Source organism: Halobacillus sp. B23F22_5 (assembly GCF_043497085.1).
Taxonomy (GTDB): Bacteria; Bacillota; Bacilli; order Bacillales; family Halobacillaceae; genus Thalassobacillus.
Map to the genome: position 1 here is coordinate 595,699 of NZ_JBIEKI010000001.1, position 15,760 is coordinate 611,458.

At 46.4% G+C, this 15,760-nt stretch carries 15 protein-coding genes and 1 riboswitch; of the genes, 11 read left to right on the forward strand and 4 right to left on the reverse strand.

Annotated features, from left to right (window positions below):
* Position 1: 1 nt before the first annotated feature.
* A complete protein-coding gene (locus ACGTN9_RS02860) occupies positions 2 to 3,067 on the forward strand; it encodes an efflux RND transporter permease subunit (RefSeq protein ID WP_499590317.1) in 3,066 nt (1,021 codons plus the stop codon).
* A gap of 435 nt (positions 3,068 to 3,502) precedes the next feature.
* Here the strand turns inward: ACGTN9_RS02860 and ACGTN9_RS02865 are convergent, their stop codons facing one another.
* Together ACGTN9_RS02865 and ACGTN9_RS02870 are read right to left on the reverse strand one after the other, a co-directional pair.
* Positions 3,503 to 3,856 (reverse strand): PilZ domain-containing protein, encoded by a 354-nt coding sequence (locus ACGTN9_RS02865; RefSeq protein WP_499590319.1) that lies wholly within the window; start codon positions 3,854 to 3,856, stop codon positions 3,503 to 3,505.
* Between the two features lie 36 nt (positions 3,857 to 3,892).
* Entirely contained in the window at positions 3,893 to 4,630 is a 738-nt protein-coding gene (locus tag ACGTN9_RS02870) for a CBS domain-containing protein (RefSeq protein ID WP_499590526.1), read from the reverse strand.
* A 142-nt stretch (positions 4,631 to 4,772) separates the two neighbouring features.
* Here ACGTN9_RS02870 and ACGTN9_RS02875 point away from each other — a divergent pair, with 142 nt between their 5' ends.
* The 10 genes from ACGTN9_RS02875 to ACGTN9_RS02920 all read left to right on the forward strand — a co-directional run bounded on the left by ACGTN9_RS02875 (position 4,773) and on the right by ACGTN9_RS02920 (position 13,415).
* Entirely contained in the window at positions 4,773 to 5,381 is a 609-nt protein-coding gene (locus ACGTN9_RS02875; RefSeq protein WP_499590321.1) for a pyroglutamyl-peptidase I, read from the forward strand.
* A gap of 151 nt (positions 5,382 to 5,532) precedes the next feature.
* Entirely contained in the window at positions 5,533 to 6,378 is an 846-nt protein-coding gene (locus tag ACGTN9_RS02880) for a MurR/RpiR family transcriptional regulator (protein WP_499590323.1), read from the forward strand.
* Complete coding sequence (locus ACGTN9_RS02885; RefSeq protein ID WP_499590325.1) at positions 6,375 to 7,391, forward strand: serine hydrolase domain-containing protein; 1,017 nt, start codon at positions 6,375 to 6,377, stop codon at positions 7,389 to 7,391. The genes ACGTN9_RS02880 and ACGTN9_RS02885 overlap by 4 nt, the downstream gene beginning before the upstream one ends.
* Before the next feature lie 27 nt (positions 7,392 to 7,418).
* Positions 7,419 to 8,708 carry an ABC transporter substrate-binding protein gene (locus ACGTN9_RS02890; RefSeq protein WP_499590327.1) on the forward strand — a complete coding sequence of 430 codons (1,290 nt, stop codon included), beginning with the start codon at positions 7,419 to 7,421 and terminating at the stop codon, positions 8,706 to 8,708.
* Positions 8,709 to 8,813: 105 nt separating this feature from the next.
* The gene (locus ACGTN9_RS02895; protein WP_499590528.1) at positions 8,814 to 9,701 is read left to right on the forward strand and encodes a carbohydrate ABC transporter permease; all 888 of its coding nucleotides are present in this window, start codon (positions 8,814 to 8,816) and stop codon (positions 9,699 to 9,701) included.
* A gap of 12 nt (positions 9,702 to 9,713) precedes the next feature.
* Complete coding sequence (locus ACGTN9_RS02900) at positions 9,714 to 10,538, forward strand: carbohydrate ABC transporter permease (RefSeq protein ID WP_028784064.1); 825 nt, start codon at positions 9,714 to 9,716, stop codon at positions 10,536 to 10,538.
* A complete protein-coding gene (locus tag ACGTN9_RS02905; protein ID WP_499590329.1) occupies positions 10,525 to 11,517 on the forward strand; it encodes an N-acetylglucosamine kinase in 993 nt (330 codons plus the stop codon). Before ACGTN9_RS02900 ends, ACGTN9_RS02905 begins: the two co-directional genes overlap by 14 nt.
* Positions 11,518 to 12,426 (forward strand): N-acetylmuramic acid 6-phosphate etherase, encoded by a 909-nt coding sequence (gene murQ, locus ACGTN9_RS02910; protein ID WP_499590331.1) that lies wholly within the window; start codon positions 11,518 to 11,520, stop codon positions 12,424 to 12,426. It abuts the gene before it with no gap.
* A 307-nt stretch (positions 12,427 to 12,733) separates the two neighbouring features.
* Positions 12,734 to 12,836: riboswitch (cyclic di-GMP riboswitch) on the forward strand.
* A 29-nt stretch (positions 12,837 to 12,865) separates the two neighbouring features.
* The gene (locus ACGTN9_RS02915) at positions 12,866 to 13,018 is read left to right on the forward strand and encodes an anti-repressor SinI family protein (RefSeq protein WP_499590333.1); all 153 of its coding nucleotides are present in this window, start codon (positions 12,866 to 12,868) and stop codon (positions 13,016 to 13,018) included.
* Positions 13,019 to 13,094: 76 nt separating this feature from the next.
* Positions 13,095 to 13,415, forward strand: coding sequence for a helix-turn-helix domain-containing protein (locus ACGTN9_RS02920; protein ID WP_499590335.1), 321 nt, complete (start codon positions 13,095 to 13,097; stop codon positions 13,413 to 13,415).
* 60 nt (positions 13,416 to 13,475) lie between these two features.
* Here ACGTN9_RS02920 and gnd read toward each other — a convergent pair whose 3' ends face one another.
* Positions 13,476 to 14,372, reverse strand: coding sequence for a phosphogluconate dehydrogenase (NAD(+)-dependent, decarboxylating) (gene gnd / locus ACGTN9_RS02925; protein WP_499590337.1), 897 nt, complete (start codon positions 14,370 to 14,372; stop codon positions 13,476 to 13,478).
* 25 nt (positions 14,373 to 14,397) lie between these two features.
* On the reverse strand, positions 14,398 to 15,747 hold the full coding sequence (locus ACGTN9_RS02930; RefSeq protein ID WP_499590339.1) for a GntP family permease: 1,350 nt from the start codon (positions 15,745 to 15,747) through the stop codon (positions 14,398 to 14,400).
* Between the last annotated feature and the right edge of the window lie 13 nt (positions 15,748 to 15,760).

Below are 15,760 nucleotides of genomic sequence, written 5' to 3' on the forward strand. Positions count from 1 at the left end.
TTTGAGACTCGTTAACGTATCAGTCAAACGCCCGGTCGGCGTCATTATGATTGTGCTGGCTATTTTAGCATTAGGATTCATGTCGTTACGAAATCTTGCTATCGACTTATATCCTGAAATCGATTTGCCGATTGCGGTCGTTTCTACCAACTATCCAGGAGCAGCTCCACAGGAAACGGAGAAATTGATCAGCGAACCGATTGAATCTTCAGTTAGTGCTATAGAGGGCATGGAAACCGTGCAATCACAATCGCAAACCGGAGCATCCATCGTATTCATGCAGTTCAACACCGGGGTCAACCTGGATAACGCACTGTTGGACGTCCGGGAAAAAGTCGATCAGGTGAAGGGGATGTTGCCTGAAGGAGCGGGCGAGCCGAATGTGCTTCGTTTTGATCCCCAGCAAATTCCTGTCATGTGGGTCGGCCTTACCGGTGACAGCCCGGAAGAATTGCAGCAAATCGCAGAAAACCGGGTTGTTCCTTTTCTTGAACGTCAGGAAGGCGTAGCCTCTGTCAGTATTGAGGGAGGAAAAGACCGGGAAGTCCGTGTGCTGATCGACCGTGGTCAGATGAATGAATATGGGCTTAACACCCAGACCATCGTTCAGACCTTGAACGCCGCTAACCAATCGGCTTCCGCTGGTGCGGTAGAAAAAGGGGACAAAGACCTGCAAATACGAATCGATGGAGAATTCGAATCGGTGCAGGAAATCAAAGACACCCTGCTGCAAACAGAAGGCGGAGCACAAATCCGTCTCGATCAGATTGCAGACGTCGAAGATACATATGAAGACGCTTCGACGATTTCCAAGGTCAACGGTCAGGCCTCCGTAGTATTGTCAGTCTTAAAGAAATCAGATGGGAATACCGTGGAAACGGCGAATAATGTCACAGCCGCCATGGGAGATATCAAAGAACGTCTTCCGGAAAACGTCAACATGAAAGTAGTGCTGGACACCTCTGAATTCATCACGCAGTCAATCGATTCGGTGATGATGAATATCATCATCGGTGGGGTGTTCTCTGTTCTGGTATTACTCTTATTCTTAAAAAGTATCCGTGCAACGCTGGTTATCGGGATTTCGATACCGATTGCCATCATTTCAACGTTTACATTGATGTACTTCACGGGGGAAACGTTGAATGTCCTCACCATGGGGGGACTCGCACTCGGAATCGGGATGATGGTCGACAGTTCCATCGTTATTCTGGAAAACATCGTCAGCTACCGGCAGCAGGGATATTCCATGGTGGAAGCGGCAAAAGAAGGCGCGTCGGAACTCGCACCAGCCGTGATTGCATCGGCGACCACAACCATCGTCGTATTCTTGCCGATCATTTTCGTTGAAGGAATCGCATCAGAGCTGTTCACACCGCTTGCCCTGACCATTTCCTTTGCCTTGATTGCGGCCTTGATCGTGTCAGTGACCTTAATACCCATGCTGTCTTCGAAGCTGTTGACGAAACCATTACAGACATCAGGCCGCCGGTACTGGTTCGACCGCTTTTTAGCCAAAGTGAATGATGGTTATCAGTCTATGCTTCGACGGGTATTGAAATGGAGGAAAACTACGATTCTCGTGACCCTGTTAGCGATTACGGGCAGCGGATTTCTCGTTCCGATGATCGGAACAGAATTCATTCCCCCGTCAGATCAGGGACAAATTGAGGTTAGTGTGACAACCCCTGCCGGGACATCGCTCTCGACAACCGAAGAAGTTACCGGAAAAGTGAATGAAAAATTAAAACCCTATGAAGATGTCATCGAAACGAATTACGTCACCATTGGAGGCGGCGGGTTCGAAAGTTTTTCATCGTCGGCTAATGAAGCAACCTATACGATGCAGCTTGTCGGTCCGGGTGACCGTGAGCGGAGTACCAGTGAAATCATGCAGGCGATTGATAAAGATGTTTCGGGGATACCAGGTGCAGAAATTTCCGTCAGTGAAATCGGGGCGGGCCTAGGTACCGGAGCACCTGTTCAAATTCAATTGAATGGACCGGACTATGATGTCTTAAGTGAACTGGCTGATCAGGTCGTCTACATGATAGAAGATGTAGACGGCGTCCATAACCCAGAGTCCTCGACCAACGAGGGGCGTCCTGAAATGCAAGTCCAGGTCGATCGTGATAAAGCCGCTCAGTACGGTTTGAGCTATCAGCAGGTGCTCAGCCAGGTCGAACTCGGCTTCAACGGTCAAGTGGCGACTCGTTACCGGGACGGCAGCGACGAAATCAATGTACGAATGATTTTGCCGGAAGAAGAGCGTCAGACGATAGCAGATCTGGAAGGCATGACCCTGCAGACACCGACAGGTTCTTTAATTCCACTTGCCAGTGTAGCAGAACTCAAGCAAGTACAGGGACCGGTTACCTTGCTGCGTGAAAACCAGCAGCGCCAGGTCAACGTGGAAAGTGAAATCGTCGGACGCGACCTCGGAAGTGTGACTGAAGATATCAGGCAGGAACTGGAGCGCTTGAATTTCCCTGATGAATACAGTTATGAAATCGGCGGCCAGGCGCAGGATATGCAGGAAGCCTTTGGAGACCTGGCACTCGCGCTCGTATTCTCGATTTTCCTAGTATATGCCGTCATGGCCGTACAATTCGAGAACTTCCTGTTCCCGTTCATCATCATGTTCTCGCTTCCGACCATTATCATCGGCGTTATGCTTGGACTATTCACTACCGGCTTGCCATTGAGTCTGCCGGCATTCGTCGGGATCATCATGCTCGCCGGGATTGTCGTCAACAATGCGATCGTACTTGTCGATTACATCAACATATTGCGCAGGAAGGGCATTGACCGCTACGAAGCAATCTTAGAAGCAGGGCCAAGCCGAATGCGCCCGATTCTGATGACGACCCTGACGACTGTTTTAGGGATGATTCCGCTAGCTATTGGCCTCGGCCAGGGTGCAGAAGCTCAGCAGCCGCTTGCTGTTACCATCATTTTCGGATTGACGATTTCCAGCTTGTTCACGCTGTTATTGATCCCGGTCGTCTATACCTACTTCGATGACCTTTCCAATAAAGTGACTGGCTGGTTCCGTAAAGAAAAATAAGGCAATGTGCACGAACCACATGGTCCTCAGGAATTAAATCACTGAAGTCCATTGGTAGAACCCACTGCCCCATGTTATAAGCAATGAAAGTAGTTGAAGAGTTACTTATAAAAATCGCCTCACTTTTCGTTTTTTGTTGGTTTGATCGCTTACATTAACGAATGAGGCGATTTTTGGTATGTAAAAAAGAGATTTTTGCATTGTTGATTGCCAATTTGGGCAGGGAAACGATGAGACTCCTACGGGAGAGGCAAGGCTGACGAGGCCCCGCAGGGCGAAGCCCGAGGAGACTTGTCGTCTTCCCCGTGGAAAGGGAATCGTTTCCCAGCCCCACTTTTCCGGTATCAACAATAACGAAAAAAGGCTGTCCCATAAGTCTCTTATAGACTTATGGGACAGCCTATTATGTTTTGTAAGTAATGTTAGTGTGGAGGTTCATCCGGCTGAATCATTCTTTTGTTTCGCATACACCTTCAACTGGTTGACCAGTTGCTTTCGGACCGCTTCTGTCGTAGACAGCTGGATACCTGCCTGAACCTTTTTACCAAGGGGTTTCAGCCAGACGATTTCACCGTCGACATCGAACTGTTGATTGACGAGCATGAATTGGATGAATATCATATCCCCTTTTTGATATGCATGTGCAGGAAGCTCGACTTTCATTCCGTTTAAACTGATATCTAAAATATACAGTTCACCTTTTGTCTGTTCACTGGTGTTTGCGATGAATTTCGCCGCCAAAGGTGGCTCGAATGAATAACGGAAGGCTTCATTTCTTCGGTAGTACATAATTTCTCCTCTCCGCTCCGTATTTTAGTAGAAATATCAATTCTCGTCCCCATAGCGGTCGATTTTGATCAGGTCCCAGGTCGTGACGATTCCAAGGGGTTTACTATGCTGGGCTCCATCCGCTGTGATGATGACTGCTTTCAGCTTCAGATTCTGTTCGAAGCTGCGTTCGAATGAAGATTCCAAATCGAAGATAGAATTTTTTTCACTTAAAAAACGGACGTTATGGTTCTTTTCCAGCTGCAAAATGTCGGAAGCGCGGACATCACCCATCTGGATACAGTCATTGTGCATGTTTCGTGACAGCCAACGCACGACCCCATCATTCGTCAACAGCCCCAAAAACTGCTGATCCTCTCCGTAAATAGGGAATTGGGACACTTTAAAACGATTGAAGGCCTCGACAATTTTTGTCAGATGAGAGTTCGATTTGAAAAATAGCACGGGGCGTGTCGCAACATCGATTGCTTTCGGCGGCTGATCAAGCGTTTGTTTAATTTCTTCAATTTCTTCGACGACCTCCCGGTGGGGGTAGGCAATATAGTAATCATCGCGGATTTTTTCATGGACAAGCGCGTTCCTGAGCTTTGCATATTGTTTTAAATTGTCAAAATGATGCCGGATGACACTATGCTTCATCTTCGAGCGTTGAAGCAGTTCCATGAAATTGTCGTTTTTCGGGTAACCGTTGATCACTTTCAGTTGCTGGTGAATCTGGTTGAATGCGATCTCGAATCGCTCGGCAAGCTCCAGTTCTTCTTTAGACCCGTTCATCGTTGACACCTACTTTGTATGTAAAAATGATGTTTCCTCTTATTATAACGGATTCCCGGTTAAAAAAACATCAACGCAGGCGGTTCGGCTTAGTGGGAACGCCAAATTAATGATATCCTTACGGAAAAGGAGTGAGCTAATCATGAAAAAGTTACTGTTAACCGGTTTCGAGCCATTTTTAGATTTTCCCATCAATCCAACGATGGAAATTGTTAATCAACTGGACGGCAGCAAAATCAATGACTGCGAAATTATTGGAAAAGTGCTGCCGGTCGATTTTCACGAATCCGGGGAGAAAATGCTCGCGTACATAGAGGAAGTGAATCCAGACATCGTCATCGCGCTCGGCCTTGCAGCTGGCCGGACGAAAATCACGCCGGAGCGAATTGCAATCAACTGTAATGACGGCCCGGTTGATAATCGGGGCCATAAGCCTGACGGAGAACCTATCATAAAGGAAGCGCCGAATGGATTGTTTTCTACCCTGCCAATCAAAAAGATAACCGCGCGGCTGCAGGAGAATGGCTACCCTGCGGAAATCTCCAACACAGCGGGAGCGTATTTATGTAATAACGTCATGTATCATGCGCTTTATCATTTTCATAAAACAGACCAAATCAAGCCTGCAGGTTTTATCCATATGCCAGCTTCCCATGATCTCGCCATCCGGCATGGCAAAGTACCAAGCTGGGCCCAAAGCGATCTTATCGAAGCGATTCACCTGGCACTGGATACCGTAACTTCAATTTAGGACACACGGCCTATCACCGTGTGTTTTTTTGCATATAAATGACCAAATGATAATAAAATGTAATAAAGTTTCATAAAATATATTGTATTAAGTAATATTATTTTGTAAGATATACAGTAAGTTGAAAATATTTGATATTGGAGCAAAGCATATGAGCAATCAATTGATTTTTATACAGGAAGCGCTGGACAGCTGTAAGCCTTCTGAAAAGAAAGTAGCCGATTACATTTTGCAGCATCCCGATGAAGTCGTGAATTTATCGATTCAGAAGCTCGCAGAGAAAACCGAAGTGAGTGAAGCGACAATCATCCGGCTTTCAAAAAAGCTTAAATGTAAGGGTTTTCAAGATCTCAAGTTGACCATCGCAAGGGAAATGGCTGTATTTGAAACATCGACAGAAAAATACCAGGACATCCCTGATGACGATTCTATCGAGTCGCTCATCAACAATGTCTCCTATAACAATATACAGTCCCTGGAAAATACACTCAATATCCTGGCACCCGAAGATGTGGAAGCCGCCATCCAATTGATGACCAAAGCACGCAAGATTGCGGTTTATGGCATTGGTGCTTCCGGTTTCATCGCACAGGATTTCAAGCAGAAACTGACCAGGATCGATAACTGGTGCGAAGTCGGTCTCGATATCGATGCCCAGCTGACGATTTCAGCCAACCTGACGAAAGAGGATGTCGCATTTGGGGTCTCCTACAGCGGCCAGACTCGTGATATCTACGAGTCCTTGAAGGTCGCCAAAGAAAATGGAGCAACGATCATTACGCTTACAAAAATGGGTGAAAATCCAGTATCAACCCTGGCTGACATTGCTTTATATACCACCTCATTGGAAAAAAACATCCGAAGCGGTGCCACCAGCTCACGAATTGCCCAATTAAATGTCATTGATATTTTGTTTCTCGGAATCACGCGTTCCAATCAAGCGGCTAACATCGAAGCCCTTGATAAAACAAGAAAGGTGGTGAAAATGATTAAGTGATCACAACCTACATGCAGCATCTCGTGGAAAACCGGGAGATTCCAGGCGCCGTCGTTCTAATTAATGTCAAAGGGGAACGGAAATATTTCAAGGCGTTCGGGGGTTACCAGGCCAGAGACGGGGCCAGTAAGAAAATTACAACGTCTACGCGGTTTGATGCAGCCTCGTTAACGAAAGTAATGGCGACGCTGCCGGCAGCTCTTTTTCTGATCAATCAGGAAAAACTGGACCTTCATGCACCGGTTCAACACTACATCCCAGAATTCACCTTCAAGCCCATCACCATCTATCATCTATTGACCCACACAGCAGGACTATCCGCCGACTTATCTCATAAAAGCCGGTATCATAAACGGAATGTCTTTCATGAAGTACTCACTTCAAAACTTGTCACCCAACCAGGTGAGACAGTGAAATACACAGACCTTGGCATGATATTACTGGGAAAAGTAATAGAAAGAATCAGTGGAAAAACTTTAAATCACCTGGTAGAAACAGAGCTTTACCCACACTGGAACATGCCCAACACTACATATCTACTAACCGAAAAACAGAAGACGGAAACGGCCTCGACCGAATGGGACAACGGGCAGTTTCTCCAGGGAGAGGTCCATGATGAAAAAGCATTCCAGATGGGCGGGGTAAGTGGAAACGCCGGGTTGTTTACCACTGCTGAAGACATAGAAGCCTATGGGCTGAAATGGCTCTACCCTGGTTCACAGGCTGTGATTGCTCCGTCCTTACTTAAAGGAGCGAGCCAGGAACATAAGCAAGGCCGCGGGCTCGGCTGGGAGGTTTGGAACAGCAAAGGACCGCCGCCTTCATGCGGAGAGCTTTGGCCGAAAGGATCGTTCGGCCATACCGGCTTCACCGGCACGAGCCTCTGGATCAATCCAAAAGATGAAATCATAACCGTTTTTCTGACGAATGTCGTGCATTATGGAAGAAGTCATAACCTGAAAATGATTCGTAAAGAATTACACAGTCATGTGCATCAATGTTTTGCAAAATAAAAATTTATTTTTACAGGAGGTAAGAAAATGGGGAAAATCACGAAAGGTTGGATGATTGGATTTTTAGCGTTCATTTTGATTTTAACCGGCTGTTCGTCAGATGCAGGGTCAGAAGAAGGCGGCGACAGCAGTAACGAAGAGAACAGCGATGCTGTTACATTGGAAGTCGGGAGCTGGCGGACGGAAGATACAGCAAAGTACGAAAAGCTGTTTGAAGCTTTCAACGAAAAGCATCCTGACATCAAGTTAGAGTTCAAACCATCGAAAAATACCGAATACAATACGATTTTGAACACGGAATTGAAAAGTGGAGAAGGACCAGACATCCTTCAGCTTCGTCCTTATGCAGCGGGTGCTGAGCTCGCTGATGCAGGTTACCTAGAGCCGATTGACGATCTTAATGGATTGGATACATTCCCTGAATCATCTTTAATGGCAGCGCAAGGTTCTGGTGGTACGCAATATGGTGTTCCGTTGAACATGAGTACGACGCAAATGTTCTATAATAAGAAGATTTTTGATGAACTGGGATTGGAAGAACCACAAACCTATGAAGAGTTCATTGAAATCAATGAAACTTTGAAAAAGGAAGGGTACACGCCGCTTGCGATGGGTACCAAAGAAGGCTGGCTGATGTCTTTGATGCACGGAATCGTCGGACCATCTCAATATGGAGCTAACGAATTCGTTGAAAAAATTGAAAACGGAGAAACCAATTTTGTCAGTGATGAGTTCAAGGCTTCTATCGAGGCGATGGACGAATTAAAAGCTTACTTCCCGGACAACTATGAAGGTCTTGGAATGGAAGACATCCGTACCTTATTCTTTACAGAAAAAGCAGCGATGTTCCCGTTGGGAAGCTGGGAAATCGAAGTATTGAAGGAAATGAACCCTGACCTGCAGCTTGATTTCTTCACGATGCCATCTGCTGTCGGCAAAGAACCTACCATCACGACATGGGTGGATGGATCTTACGCGATCAATGCTAACTCTGAACATAAAGAAGAAGCGAAGAAGTTCCTAGAGTGGATGACGACAGAAGAGTTCGGTCAAATGTTCACGGAAGAATTCAGCATGGTCAGCGCTGTGCCTGGTGTCCAATCCGATAACCAGCTGGTCAGCGATCTAGCCAAAGCGGCAGAGGAAAACTCTACACCATACCTGATTCTGGTACATTTCGCAAAAGGAAATCCATCAACGAAAGCAACCTTGGAAACAGAACTGCAAGGTATGTATTTAGGAGAACAGACACCTGAAGGAGTAGCCGAAGCGGTCCAAAAAAGTGCGGAAAGCTACTACGAGCCTTTTCAAAAATAATTAATCAAGGCGGTGAATACGTTGAATACTGCTGAATCTCAAGTCAAAGCTGTCAACAAGCCAGCTGCAAAAACGAAAACCAAAAGGAAATGGAAAAGATGGGCCATCCATCTTTTCCCTATTCCCGCCTTAGTTATTTATGGACTATTTATTGTTTATCCAATTCTTGCTGCATTTACATACAGTTTATTTGATTGGGATGGACTCGTCCGTGGTGCATTCATCGGACTGGAAAACTTCCAGGCTCTATTTTCACTGGAGCCATATAAAGAGTTATTCTGGAATGCTTTCCAGCACAATATCGTTTACTTCTTAGGACAGTTGATTGCACAGAACGGGCTGGCATTCATACTCGCATTCATCATTTATAAAAAAATCAAAGGGGCGGAATTCTTCAAAATCGCCTTCTTCATGCCTCGTCTGCTATCGATTATCGTTGTCGGTTTCCTCTGGAAACTGATATTGAACCCGAACTTCGGGGCACTCAATGTGATTTTAGGAAAATTCGGTCTGGAATCGCTGCAAAAAGCGTGGCTTGGCGATCCGGATACGGCACTGACAGCTATCATTCTCGTAAACTCGTGGTTCGGTTTAGGGTTTGCTGTGTTGATTTTCCTGGCGGGTATGCAATCGATCCCTCACGAATTGATTGAGGCCGCGACGTTGGACGGTGCCAAAGGGTGGAAGATGATGAGCAAAATCATTATCCCATTGATGATGCCTGCGATTACTATCATCACTGTGCTGACATTCATCCAGTCGTTCGAGGCATTCGAGCTCGTGTATGCCATGCAGGGGTCGCAAGGGGAGCCGTACCATTCAACCGACACACTGGCAATCTATTTCTATCGTCTTGCGTTCGGCGGGTCATCCGGCGGCGGATCGTCTGCGATTGGGTTAGGGTCGGCATTGGCAGTCGTGTTGTTCCTATTTATATCGGTTTTCACAGCAATCTTGCTTTATTTCATGAGGAAAAAAGAAGTAGAAATGTAGGAGGGGATGAACATGAAACAAAACATCTGGACCAGGCCGCTGTATTACGTCATTGCTTTTGTAGTCGCATCCATCAGTTTGTATCCGATATTCCTGATGATCATGTCCTCCTTCAAGCCAAGCAACGAAATTTTCATGAATCCGTTGTCCCTTCCGAAAAGTTTCAGTTTGGAACCTTACCGGAACCTGCTTGAGCAAGTGCCGTTCATGACATACTTCTATAATAGCGTCGTCGTAAGTGTAACGGCGGTGCTGTTGATATTAATTTGCGGCTCGCTTGCGGCTTTCTATATCGCCCGGTATACCTTCTGGTGGAATAACGCGCTGTTTTTCTTTTTCCTGATGGGGATGATGATTCCGATCAAGTTAGGAATCGTGCCCTTATTCATTTTGATGAAAGACCTTGGACTGACCAACTCGTTATGGTCATTGATCTTCATCTACACGGCCACCGGAATTCCATTATCGATACTGATTTTGACAGGTTTTTTCCGGACAATGCCGATCGAGCTGGAAGAAGCGGCCCGGATCGATGGCGCGACCGATCTCCGGATTTTATGGAATGTCCTCTTGCCATTGATGCGTCCGGCGCTTGGAACGGTCATGATCATCAACTTCATTCAGGCGTGGAACGATTTCTTTTTCCCGCTCATCTTCATCTCGAATGAAATGAAAAAGACGATTCCAGTCGGGATGCTGTCGTTGTTCGGTGAGTATTCTGCCGATTGGGGAGCGTTATTCGCAGGACTGACATTATCTTCGCTGCCGATGATGATTCTTTTCTTCATCGCTTCAAAACAGTTCATGGAAGGACTGACTGCCGGTGCCATCAAATAACAGATACTTTATCGGAATTGATGGCGGAGGCACGAAAACAGAGCTTGTCATCGGTGATGAGACCGGAAATGTGATGTTGTCGAAAACAGGAGCGTCCACGAACTTGAAGTCACGAAAGGAAACCCAGGTGAGAAATACTGTCCACCAGTTGCTTAAGGACGCTATTGCCACTACCCCGGAGCATATTTTCGTAGCGGCAGCTGGCGGCGACCGCAGGGAAGATAAGCATCGCTGGAAGTCATGGATAAGTGACATTGTTGGTGCTGACTGCGCTATTACCGTAGAAAATGATGCGATTGCCGCACTGGCTGGCACGACTTTTTCTAAACAAGGGACTGTACTGATTGCCGGAACCGGTTCAATCATCTATTCGTTTCAGCCCGGAGCTGATCCGATACGTACCGGGGGGTGGGGCTACCTGCTTGGCGATGAAGGAAGCGGGTTTGATATCGGCAGGCGCGGACTGCAGGCAGTCATGCAAGCGTATGATGGCAGGCAGGGAGCAACCGCATTGACGGATCGTTTATTGAAGCGATTTGGTTTAAAAAGCCCGGAAGAATTGATTACGTTCATTTACGAACATGAATATCCGAGGCAGGTGATCGCCTCAACAGCAAATGAAGTGATAGCGGCCGTATCGGAGGGCGATACGGTTGCAGAGAGCATCGTGGAAACTGCGATAGAAGAGCTGTTACAGTTGATCGAAGCACATAGGAAAAAAGCAAACGCTGTATCACCAATCGTTCTGGCGGGCGGAATTTTTCAATCCCGATACTTTACGGAATTATTCCGACACAAAAGCGATATACGTTTCAATCCCAAGGTTGAATTTTTACAAGCGGAAATGCCGCCGGCCGTTGGTGCGTACTGCTGTGCCTTACTTGAAGCAGGTATATCGGTGACCGATACAGCGATAACCACCATGAAAGAGTCATATAAGCAAGTCCAATCAAAAACAGAGAAATTGGGGGCTGAATGAATGGGTGACACAAAAGAAAGAACGTTAACCGAGTCAAGACACAGCAAGTCCCACCAACTGGATGAATTATCGACCATGGAAATCATCAGGCTGATGAACGAGGAAGACCGCACCGTTCCTGCTGCGATTGAAAAAAGCCTCCCGCAGATCGAAGCAGCGATTGATGTCATTGTCGCCGCATTGAATCAAGGGGGCCGGTTACTATACATAGGGGCTGGAACAAGTGGCAGGCTGGGTGTGCTTGACGCTTCCGAATGTCCCCCGACATTCGGGGTTCCGGAAACCCTGGTCCAGGGTATCATCGCTGGTGGAGATAATGCGTTGAGGCATGCGATCGAAAATGCGGAAGATGATTGGGACGAAGGTGAAAGAGCGATCCAGGAAGCGGCTGGTCCAAAAGATGTCGTGGTAGGTATTGCTTCAAGCGGGCGTACGCCTTATGTATTGGGTGCCGTCGACGCAGCCAAGCGCCTTGGAGCAAAAACAGTCGGACTGACCTGCAATGATAACACGCCATTGACGTCAGCAGTCGACTACCCAATTGAAGCATTAGTCGGGCCAGAGGTGTTGACCGGATCGACCAGGCTGAAAGCCGGTTCTGCCCAGAAGATGGTCCTGAATATGCTCTCGACCGCCTCCATGGTCAAAACCGGAAAAGTCTATAAAAATTTAATGGTGAATGTCCAGGCGACCAACGAAAAACTGAAACATCGCTCGGTATCCATCATCCAGGAGCTGACCGGCGCCTCTGAATCAGACGCACGCGAGGCGAGTGTCAAGGCAGAAGGAGATGCACGAATCGCCATCCTGATGCTAATGTTCCAAATCGAAGCGGATAAAGCTCGAACTATTCTAAAAGAAGAAAATGAACACTTTTCAGCGGCAGTCAAACGATTGAAAGATCAATAAGGGTGGCAGATGTGGAAATAACCTAATTCCTTCTTTCAATAACATGGATGATTAAAAAAATTGAAAAAACAACAACACAAAAACGTCCAGGGTTTCCTCCCTGGACGTTTATTTATTTCGCCTTTCTTTCTTATAGGTAACGCAATAAGCCTTTTAATGAGTCTAAATACTCAAAAACAACCCCTTAAACCCTATTAAATTTCCATTTTTTATCATTCGACAAAACTAGAACTGATTGCCTGACAATATTCTACAAACATTAACAAGCATTCTATAGTATATTCTACTTAATAAATAAGACAGATTCTTCAGAAAACGGCAAACTTGTTGAAAAATGAGGGCGCAAAGTCGCAGGCCTAAGGGATACGTTTTTTAAAAGGAAATGCTACTATGGCGGCTGGACTACCTGGAAGACTATTAATTGGAGGATCCTAAATCGATGACAATTTCAAAACAGTCGAAAACAGAAGGATTGGACACAGAGTGGGTGGAATTGATGAAAGAGGCAAGAGAGTTAGGAATGAGCAAGGATGATATCAGGGCATTTTTTTCCTTGATAAAAAGAGATAAGCAGAAGTCGTTGCACAGGTAAAGGCTCGTGGCGTGCCTAAGAGAACACTCTCCTTTCTTTTTATGATATAATTTTCTCCGAAAGAAGGTGAGTGGGCATGATTGGCGAAAGGATCCAGACGATTCGTAAACAGCGTGGACTATCATTGACAGAATTGGCGGAACGGGCAGACGTTGCAAAATCATACTTGAGCTCAATCGAACGGAACTTGCAATCGAACCCTTCTATTCAATTCCTGGAGAAAATTTCTTCCGAGCTCGATGTTTCGATCCATTACATAATTCACGGCGACCAGGAAGAGCAGTATTTAGACAATGACTGGATGGAACTCGTAAAGGAAGCGATGGAGTCAGGTGTCACGAAAGAGCAATTCAAAGAGTACCTCGAGTTCAATAAATGGAAAAGGACACAAAACTAATAAAACCCTTGCAAAAGACGGGTAAGACCCGGCTTTTGCAAGGGTTATTTTTTTGAAAAACTAGTTTTTCTCAGTAGCGTGGCCGCCGAATTCATGACGAAGAGCGGATACCACTTTTCCTGTGAACGTATCGGTTTCCTGGGATCGATAGCGCATCATCAGTGCTAGGGCTATTACTGGAGCCGGAGTCTCGAAATCAAGCGCTGTTTCCACCGTCCACTTTCCTTCTCCGGAAGAGTTCATGACTCCCTTTATTTCATCCAGGTTAGCATCTTTACGGAAAGCATCCTGCATCAGTTCCATCAGCCAGCTGCGGATGACGGAACCGTGGTTCCAAACTTTAGCAACCTCTTCGTAATCATAGTCGAAAGGACTTTTTTCCAGCAGCTCGAACCCTTCACCAATAGCAGCCATCATGCCGTATTCAATGCCATTGTGAACCATTTTCAAAAAGTGGCCGCTGCCGCCTTTTCCAGTGTATAGGTAGCCATCTTCGACAGATAAATCATGGAACAATGGCTCGATGGTACCAAAAGTTTCTTTGTCACCGCCAATCATAAAGCAGGCTCCATGACGAGCACCTGAAATTCCGCCGCTCGTTCCGACATCGAAAAACTGAATACCTTTCGCGCTAAGCTTCTCATGATTGGCGAGCGTTTTTTTATAATTTGAGTTGCCGCCATCAATCAGGATGTCTCCCTCAGTTAACAAAGGTGACAATTCTTCGATCACCTGGTCGGTGATTTCCCCGGCAGGTACCATCATCCAGATGACACGTGGGGTATCGAGCTGATCAACAAGCTCCTGATAGGATGCAGCACCGCTGCCGCCTTCTTTTTTAAAGCTTTCGACAGACTCTTCATTTACATCATAAGCAACAACTTCATGATTTTTCTCTAACATTTGGGCTCCAATGTTAAAGCCCATCTTTCCTAAACCGATTAAACCTGCTTTCATATGGCAAACCTCATTTCTATAATTTTTATACGAAAATACTTAACACAAGTGCAACACCAAATCCTGTAAGGCCAATCAATGTTTCCATCACTGTCCAGGATTTCAGTGTTTGGGTCTCAGTCAGGCCGAAGTAACGGTTGACTAGCCAGAACCCTGAATCATTGACATGGGAAACGACCGTGGCACCGGAAGCAATGGCGATCACTAACAGACCAAGCATTGGTTCACTGACCTGGAACGAATCGAGCAGCGGGGAAACTAGTCCGGCTGCAGTAATCATCGACACCGTCGCGGATCCCTGGGCAATTCGAACGATTGTCGCAGTGATGAAAGCGAAAATGATGAGTGGCATTTGTACATCTTTCATCAAGTTAGCGAGTATGTCTCCAATACCAGAGGTGATCAGCATTTCGCCAAAGACACCACCGGCGCCGGTAACCAGGATAATGATACCGGCTGGTTCCAATGCTTTTGTGGTGATCTGCTGGATTTCTTCTTTTTTATAACCACGTTTGTAACCGAAGACATAAAAGGTCAGCAGTGCTGCAACCGTCAGTGCAACAAATGGGTGACCAATGAATGTCAGAATGCTTTGCAGCTGGCTGTCTTCCGCGAGTACCAGACTGGCAGTCGTATTGAGCAGAATCAATACCAGCGGCAGGGTTATAATGCCGACGACACTTTTGAAGCTGGGAAGGTCACGATCGTACTCTGTTTCTCTGATTTGTTCCATCATATATTCTGGCACACCGATATGGATTTTTTTAGCGATATACTTACCGAAGATCGGACCAGCAATGATCATCGACGGAATACCAGCCATGAAACCGAATAGAATCACCCAGCCAAGATCAGCGCCAAGCAGGGATGCAACCGAAATTGGTCCTGGTGTCGGCGGGATGAAGCTGTGGGTAACGGCAAGACCGGCTAATAGCGGGATACCAAAATATAACAGCGATTTCTTCGTTCTCTGTTGCAGGCTGTACAGGATTGGAGCAAGGATGACCAGTGCAACATCAAAAAATACCGGAATGGAGACGATGAATCCTGTCAGGCCGAGCGCCCAGCTGATGTTCTTTTCACCGAATTTATCCATGAGCGTCAAGGCTAGCCGTTCGGCACCGCCGGATACCCGAAGCATTTCTCCGAACATGGCGCCAAGTCCGATGATAACGGCGATAAACCCTAGCGTCCCGCCCATTCCTTTTTCTATCGTACCGATGATATCCTGCAACGGCATACCGACAACAAGTCCAATGATAATACTGACGAGCAGGAGCGCGATGAACGCCTGCAGTTTCGTACGCATAACCAAAAATAATAGCAATAAGACACCGAGGACGGCGGTAATAATCAGTCCTGCAGTTGAATACATTACAAAAATCCCC

Excerpts from the sequence above, each read along its gene's own strand:
- ACGTN9_RS02865 (WP_499590319.1), bottom strand. The coding sequence starts at position 3,856 with ATGTACTACCGAAGAAATGAAGCCTTCCGTTATTCATTCGAGCCACCT.
- ACGTN9_RS02870 (WP_499590526.1), bottom strand. The coding sequence starts at position 4,630 with ATGAACGGGTCTAAAGAAGAACTGGAGCTTGCCGAGCGATTCGAGATC.
- ACGTN9_RS02875 (WP_499590321.1), top strand. The coding sequence starts at position 4,773 with ATGAAAAAGTTACTGTTAACCGGTTTCGAGCCATTTTTAGATTTTCCC.
- ACGTN9_RS02880 (WP_499590323.1), top strand. The coding sequence starts at position 5,533 with ATGAGCAATCAATTGATTTTTATACAGGAAGCGCTGGACAGCTGTAAG.
- ACGTN9_RS02890 (WP_499590327.1), top strand. The coding sequence starts at position 7,419 with ATGGGGAAAATCACGAAAGGTTGGATGATTGGATTTTTAGCGTTCATT.
- ACGTN9_RS02900 (WP_028784064.1), top strand. The coding sequence starts at position 9,714 with ATGAAACAAAACATCTGGACCAGGCCGCTGTATTACGTCATTGCTTTT.
- murQ (WP_499590331.1), top strand. The coding sequence starts at position 11,518 with ATGGGTGACACAAAAGAAAGAACGTTAACCGAGTCAAGACACAGCAAG.
- ACGTN9_RS02915 (WP_499590333.1), top strand. The coding sequence starts at position 12,866 with ATGACAATTTCAAAACAGTCGAAAACAGAAGGATTGGACACAGAGTGG.
- ACGTN9_RS02920 (WP_499590335.1), top strand. The coding sequence starts at position 13,095 with ATGATTGGCGAAAGGATCCAGACGATTCGTAAACAGCGTGGACTATCA.
- gnd (WP_499590337.1), bottom strand. The coding sequence starts at position 14,372 with ATGAAAGCAGGTTTAATCGGTTTAGGAAAGATGGGCTTTAACATTGGA.
- ACGTN9_RS02930 (WP_499590339.1), bottom strand. The coding sequence starts at position 15,747 with ATGTATTCAACTGCAGGACTGATTATTACCGCCGTCCTCGGTGTCTTA.